At 71.8% G+C, this 6,844-nt stretch carries 6 protein-coding genes; 2 read left to right on the top strand and 4 right to left on the bottom strand.

All coding sequences use genetic code 11. The features are described from left to right. On the top strand, nucleotides 1-786 hold a 786-nt coding region (locus ACI3KY_RS19825), incomplete at its 5' end, for a citrate/2-methylcitrate synthase (RefSeq protein WP_404931845.1). Between the two features lie 126 nt (nucleotides 787-912). On the opposite strand, the gene ACI3KY_RS19820 is transcribed toward ACI3KY_RS19825, so the two are convergent. The 3 genes from ACI3KY_RS19820 to ACI3KY_RS19810 form a co-directional block, all read right to left on the bottom strand. Beyond that, entirely contained in the window at nucleotides 913-2,673 is a 1,761-nt protein-coding gene (locus tag ACI3KY_RS19820; RefSeq protein WP_404931846.1) for a gamma-glutamyltransferase family protein, read from the bottom strand. An 85-nt stretch (nucleotides 2,674-2,758) separates the two neighbouring features. Beyond that, nucleotides 2,759-4,192: an aminopeptidase P family protein gene (locus ACI3KY_RS19815; RefSeq protein ID WP_404931844.1), complete on the bottom strand. Its 1,434-nt coding sequence runs from the start codon at nucleotides 4,190-4,192 to the stop codon at nucleotides 2,759-2,761. Between the two features lie 40 nt (nucleotides 4,193-4,232). Next, nucleotides 4,233-5,255: an endonuclease/exonuclease/phosphatase family protein gene (locus tag ACI3KY_RS19810; RefSeq protein WP_404931843.1), complete on the bottom strand. Its 1,023-nt coding sequence runs from the start codon at nucleotides 5,253-5,255 to the stop codon at nucleotides 4,233-4,235. An 82-nt stretch (nucleotides 5,256-5,337) separates the two neighbouring features. Here ACI3KY_RS19810 and ACI3KY_RS19805 point away from each other — a divergent pair, with 82 nt between their 5' ends. After that, on the top strand, nucleotides 5,338-6,201 hold the full coding sequence (locus ACI3KY_RS19805; protein WP_404931842.1) for a PHP domain-containing protein: 864 nt from the start codon (nucleotides 5,338-5,340) through the stop codon (nucleotides 6,199-6,201). Between the two features lie 68 nt (nucleotides 6,202-6,269). Here the strand turns inward: ACI3KY_RS19805 and ACI3KY_RS19800 are convergent, their stop codons facing one another. Continuing rightward, nucleotides 6,270-6,704: an SHOCT domain-containing protein gene (locus tag ACI3KY_RS19800; protein ID WP_404931841.1), complete on the bottom strand. Its 435-nt coding sequence runs from the start codon at nucleotides 6,702-6,704 to the stop codon at nucleotides 6,270-6,272. Between the last annotated feature and the right edge of the window lie 140 nt (nucleotides 6,705-6,844).

The following is a 6,844-nucleotide window of genomic DNA, read 5'->3' as shown; positions in this document are numbered from 1 at the left end:
CTGTACGACCTCGACGACGAACAGCGCCTCGACGACGCGATCGCGTTCGGCGCGTCGACGCCCGTCCTCGTCGGGGCGCTCTGGCGGCGGGGCCGCGGGGAGGCGGTGCTGCCCGCACTCGACGGCCGTGGCGTCGTCGCGAACTACCTGCACCAGGTGACCGGCCGTGAGCCCGATGAGGAGACCGAGCGCGCGCTGACCGCCTATCTGATCGCCGTCATGGACCACGGCTTCAACGCCTCGACGTTCACCGCGCGCGTCATCGCCTCCACGGGAGCGGATGCCGCGGCCTGCCTCGTCGGTGCGCTCGGCGCCCTGACCGGGCCGCTGCACGGCGGGGCGCCGTCCCGCGCGCTCGACGGCCTCGACGCCGTCGCGACGGCCGACCGCATCGAGCCGTGGATCCGCGGTGAGCTCGCGGCCGGGCGGCGGCTGATGGGATTCGGCCACGCCGTGTACCGCACGGCGGATCCGCGCGCCGAGCTCATGAAGCGCGTCGCGCTGCGCACCGGCGGTCCGCGCGTCGAGCTGGCCGTGCGGTTCCAGGAGTCGGCCGAACGGCTGCTCGCGGAGGCCAAGCCCGGCCGCGACCTGCATGCCAACGTGGAGTTCTGGGCGGCGCTGGTGATGGAGCAGTGCGGGCTGCCCCGATCGATGTTCACGCCGACCTTCGCGGTCGCCCGCACGATCGGGTGGACCGCGCACATCCTCGAGCAGGCGAGGGACCCGAAGATCATCCGCCCGTCGGCGCGCTATGTCGGCCCGCAGGTGCGCGTCGCGGCCTGATCCGGGGCCGGCGAGCGCGGGGCCTTGCCTGGCGTCCTGCGGCGGAGCCTTGCTGGCGTCCTGCGGCGGAACCTTGCTGGCGTCCTGCGGCGGAGCCTTGCCTAGCGTCCTGCGACCGGAGCCTCGCTAGCGTCCTGCGGCGTATCCCTGCATGCCGCGGGGATTGGCGGCGGCCCACAGGACGCCGGTGGCGGCATCCCGTCCCACGGCGGACACCCTCCCCAGCGCCCAGTCGCCCGCACGCGTCACCACATGTCCGCGGCGTTCCAGGCCGGCGATCAGCGCATCGCCCAGGCGGTCCTCGACGATGGCGCCGGCCGGTGTCCAGGTGCGGGGCCAGAACGACTCGGGCAGCGACGTGGTGTGCAGCGCGGGTGCATCGATCGCCTGTTGCGGCGAGTAGCCGCCGACGATGATCCGCAGGAGGGTCAGCAGCTGCCACTGGTCCTGCTGGTCGCCGCCGGGAGAGCCGATCGCGAACTCGGGCACACCGTCGCGCAGCACGAGCGTCGGCGTGAGGGTGGTGCGCGGGCGCCGGCCAGGTACGAGGGAGGACGGATGCCCCGGCTCGAGCCACGTCATCTGCAGGCGCGTGCCCAGGCAGAAGCCGAGCGCGGGGATCGTCGGGGAGGACTGCAGCCAGCCGCCCGACGGGGTCGCCGAGACGATGTTGCCCCAGCGGTCGATGACATCGAGGTGACACGTGTCTCCCCGGGTCTCCCCGGAGGACGACACGCGTGGCTCGGCAGGAGCGACGGTCGGTTCGCCGGTGCCGAGCCGGGGTGCCTCGTACGTGGTGCGCAGCGGTGGGCGGAACGTCGCGCGCCCGGGGAGTGCGCCCGGCCGGAACTCGGCCGAGGCCGTCTCGGTGATCAGTGCGCGCCGCGCGTCGAGATACTCGGCGGACAGCAGGGCGTCGAGGTCGACGTCGTCGTCGCCGAACCAGCTGTCGCGGTCGGCGTAGGCGAGCTTCTGCGCCTCGAGGATCGTGTGCGCACCGGCCTCCTGCGATGGGTCGAGCAGGTCGTCGGCGAGTGGCTCGAGCAGGCCGAGCGTCTGCAGCAGCGCCGGCCCCTGCGTCCACGCGCCTGCCTTGGCGATCGTGCGCCCGCGGAACTCCCGCGTCACGGCGGGTTCGTACCCCGCCTCGAAACCGGCGAAGTCGTCGGCCGTGATGACACCCGCGTGCATGCCGCCGCCCGAGTGCCGATGCGGCTGCGCGAGGAACGCCGAGGCCTCGTGCGCCACGATCCCGGTCTTCCACTCGCGGCGCGCGGCGTCGATGCGAGCGGCGCGACCGACCGGACCGTCGTCCCGCACGGTGCAGGAGGCGTGCACCAGCCCGTCGAGGACGGCGGCGTACGCCGGATTGCGGATGACCTGTCCGGCGACGGGAGGCTCGCCGTCCGGCATCCACAGCTCGGCGGACGTCGTCCAGTCGTCCCGGAACAGCTCCGCCACGCGCCGGATCGTCGCGGCGGCGCCTGCCACCAGCGGGTGCCCGTCGCGCGCGTAGCCGATCGCGTACGCCAGCACGTCGGTGAGCTCCCACGTGCCGTGGTCGCGCAGCAGCAGCAGCCAGGCATCGACGGCGCCGGGCACCGCCGCGGCCAGACCGCCGGCGCCGGGCACCAGGTCGAGGCCCTCGTCGCGGTAGTGCGCGATCGTGGCACCCGCGGGCGCGGGTCCCTGACCCATGAGCACCGTCGGGCCGGCGGCATCCGACGGCTGGAAGAGCGCGACCAGGTCGCCACCGGGGCCGTTGAGGTGCGGTTCGACCACGTGGAGCACGAACGCCGCGGCGACCGACGCGTCGAACGCGTTTCCGCCGCGCTCCAGCACCGCCTGCGCGGTGGCCGTGGCGAGCCAGTGCGTCGATGCCGACATCCCGAACGTGCCGGTCAGTGTCGGGCGCGTCGTGAACGACGCCGGAGCGGTGTACTTCGACAAGCTCAGCAACCCGTCCGCACGCTCAGTGTCCGCCTGCTGCGATCCAGGCCTCGACCTCGTCGGCGGTGCGCGGGATGGCTGCCGACAGGTTGACGGGGCCGTCGTCGGTCATGAGGATGTCGTCCTCGATGCGCACGCCGATGCCGCGGTACTCCTCCGGGACGGTGAGATCGTCGATCTGGAAGTAGAGCCCCGGCTCGATCGTGAAGACCATGCCGGCCTCGAGGATGCCGTCGTAGTACATGTCGCGGCGCGCCCGCGCGCAGTCGTGCACGTCGATGCCGAGGTGGTGGCTGGTGCCGTGCACCATGTAGCGGCGGTGGTGGCCGCCGCTGTCGGCATCCAGCGCCTCCTCGGCCGTCACCGGCAGCAGACCCCATTCGGCGACGCGTGCCGCGATCACCTGCATGGCGGCCTCGTGCACGGAGCGGAACTTCACGCCCGGGCGGGCGGCGGCGAAGGCGGCGTCCGCGGCTTCGCGGACCGTCTCGTACACCTTGCGCTGCACGTCGGTGAAGCGGCCGCTGACCGGAAGCGTGCGGGTGATGTCGGCGGTGTAGAGGCTGTCGACCTCCACGCCGGCGTCGATCAGGATGAGGTCGCCCGGCACCACGGCGCCGTCGTTGCGCGTCCAGTGCAGATAGCACGCGTGGGGACCGGATGCCGCGATCGTGTCGTATCCGACCGCGTTGCCGTCGCTGCGGGCCCGCTGGTGGAACACGCCCTCCACGACGCGCTCGCCGCGGGGGTGCTCGACGATGGCGGGCAGGTTCGCGACGATGTCGTCGAAGCCGGCGGCGGTCACCTGCACGGCGAGCTCCATCTGCCCGACTTCGTACGCGTCCTTGACGAGCCGCAGTTCCGACACGAACCGCGTGAGGTCGTCGTCCTCGTCGAGCACGACATCGCCGTCGCGGGACTCGAAGTCGTCGATGTGCGCGGTCGCGAGCTCGAGACCCGCCGCGACGCCCGCCAGAGCCGGCCGCGGACCGATCCAGAACTCGCCGATCGAGGCGTCCGAGTAGAACTCGCTCGTCGTGCGATCCGCGCGCTCGCGGAAGTGCAGCGTGACGTCGTGGCCGCCCGACGAGCGCGGCTCGAAGACCAGCACGGCGCCGGGTTCGGAGTCCGATGCCCACCCGGTGAGGTGCGAGAAGGCGGAGTGCGCACGGAACGGGTAGTCGGTGTCGTTGCTGCGCTGCTTCAGCTCGCCGGCGGGGATGACCAGACGCTTGCCGGGGAACGCCGCCGAGACGGCATCGCGGCGTCGCGCGGCGAAGGGCGCCTGCGGGCGCACGGGCGGCGCGGTGTCGGGCCGCTCGGCCCATCCGGTGGAGATCGTGTCGAGGAAGCCCTGACCGAACGGCTGGCGCCGGTTGGTGCTGGTCGTGGGCGGTGTGGCGGTCTCCGTGGTGCTCGTGGCGCCGGTGGACTGCTCGCTGGCTGCGCTGCTCATGCGTCCCAGTCTCGCACGCGTCGCCGGGTGCGAGACAGGCTCAGCCGGCCGGCTCGTACTGCACGATCAGCGGGCGGTGGTCGGATCCGGAGTCGTCGAGCGACCGCAGCACCAGCGAGCCGGATGCGCGCCACCGCGGTGTGGCCATGACGTGGTCGATGGGTGCGCCGAGGACGGCCGGCATGTCGGCGGACCACGTGCCCAGCGCGCCGTTGCCCGTCTCGACGGCGGCGTCCGTGCAGTGGCCCAGGGTGGCGCCGTCGAGCCCGAGACCCGTCATGTGGTCGACGGTGGCGTTGAAGTCGCCCGCCATGATCACATTGCCGTCGACGCACTGGTCCGCCAGCCACTGCAGATCGTCGCGCCAGCTCTGCATGTAGCTCGGCCGCGGCGCGACGGCATGCACGGCGACGACGATGGGGCCGTCGCCCGACACCGGCATCGCGACGGCGCTCGGCACCGTCGAGGTGTTGCTGGTGCCGTCGAGCGAGGACTCGATCACCGCGTAGTCGCCCAGCTCGGGCGAGATCAGCAGGGTGGTGGACCCGGCATCCCACTCCGTGGAGGGGTCCGAAGCATGATGCGCCCACATCCGATGCCCGAGGTCGCGCATCGCCAGCGCGACGCTCTCACCGGTCTCGATGGTGGTCTCGGGCAGCGCCACGATGTCGGCATCCATCGCCACGGCGATCTTCGCGATCGTCTCGGGCGGCGTCGCGGGGCCGGCGGTGTTCCACGTCATCACGCGGACGCTGGACTCCGTCTTCGCAGGCAGCGGGTCGGTGCCGAGCCCCCCGCGAGCAGACAGCACCGCGATGTTCGCCACCGTCGCGACACCGGCGACGAGCGCGATCGAGAACGCCAGCGGGCGTACGGGTCGCGCGATCGCAAGAAGCAGGGCCAGAAGGGCGGCCGCAGCGAACGCGAGCGCGAGGATGCCGCGGAACGACACGATCTGGGCGATCGGGTAGATGCGCTCGACGCGGAAGAAGCCGGGGAACGTGAGCACCGCTGCAGCGATCGCGCACAGCACTGTCGCGAGGATCCCGAGCAGGCGAAGCACGACCGCGACTCTATGCGAGCAGGCTGTGAGATCCGTCAGCGCACCGGCGTGCCGCCTGCGGCCGTCGCGCTACCCTCGGAGGATGCCCGGCTCGCAGCGCTTCGAAGGACCGAGCGACCTGCACCTTCATTCCGCGAACTCCGACGGCACACAGCCCCCCGCTGAGGTGATGGCATCTGCGCACCGGCACGGGGTGCGCACGGCGGCGTTGACCGATCACGACACGACCTCGGGGTGGGCGGAGGCGGCCGACGCCGCCACCTCGCTCGGCATGACCTTCATCGCCGGCATGGAGCTGTCGGCGCGCCACGAATGGCGCAGCGTCCACGTGCTGGCGTACCTGCCCGATCCCGACGAACCCGCCCTGCGCGCCGAGACCACCCGCATCCGCTCGTCGCGGCTGGATCGCGCCCGGCTGATGGCCGACCGCATCTCGCGCGACTACGACCTGGTGTGGGATGACATCCTCGAGCAGACGACCGACGGTGCCACCGTCGGGCGCCCCCACATCGCCGACGCGCTGGTGGCGCGCGGGCTCGTGCGTGACCGCGCCGAGGCGTTCGCCGGCATCCTGAGTCCCGGCGGCGACTACTACGTCGCCCTGTACGCGCCCGATCCGGTGACCGCGGTGGGACTGGTGGCCGGGGCCGGGGGAGTGCCGGTGATCGCCCACCCCGCGGGGCGGGCCGGCCTGCTGCCGATGCGGCTGATGGAACGGATGCTGGACGCCGGCCTCGCCGGCTTCGAACTCGGCCACCGTGAGAACCGGGATCCTGCGCTCACCACCCTGCGGAACCTGTGCCGCGACCGGGACCTGATCGTCACCGGCTCCAGCGACTACCACGGGCTGGGCAAGCCGAACCAGCCGGGGGAGAACACCACGAGCGACGAGATGGTCGCGCGCATCATCGCGCAGGCGACCGGAAACGCCCCCGTCTACCCGTGAAGCGGACAGGGGCGTTTCGTGTCGGCGAGCGCTGATCAGCCCAAGGGCTGATCAGCCCGGTGTGGTGATCAGCTCAGCGCCTTGGCCTTGATGGCGTCGTATTCGGCCTGGGTGATCGTGCCGGCGTCCAGCAGACCCTTGGCCTTGGCGATCTCGTCGGCGGGGCTGGCCGCGCCCGAGCCCGCAACGGACTTGATGTAGGCGTCCTGCGCGCTCTGCAGCTCGGCCGCCTGCTTCGCGCCGCGCCGAGCCATGCCGTTGCCGCGGGCGATGAGGTAGACGAGCAGCGTGAGGAACGGGACGAAGATCAGGAAGATGATCCAGACCGCCTTCCACCATCCGCTCAGCTTGTGGTCGCGGAACAGGTCGCCGATGACGGCGAACAGCGCGAACAGGTACGCCATGAAGAAGAAGATCCAGAGGAACCACCAGATGATGTCCCAGAAGGAGCCCCAGAAGCCCTGGTATTCGTATCCGGTGGTGACGGCATCGAGGATGTGCACGATACGCCTTTCTTGACTGCGAAGTGACGGCGCCAGACGCGCCGCTTGCGCTCACCATAGCGCGGTCGCGATGCCGCATGACGGCACCGCGACCGGAGAAGACGGATCAGGCGCCGACGGCTGCGCCGCCTGCGGGGGCG

The organism is Microbacterium sp. ZW T2_14 (assembly GCF_044987405.1).
Classification (GTDB): domain Bacteria; phylum Actinomycetota; class Actinomycetes; order Actinomycetales; family Microbacteriaceae; genus Microbacterium.
This window is presented reverse-complemented; position numbering and strand designations above follow the sequence as displayed.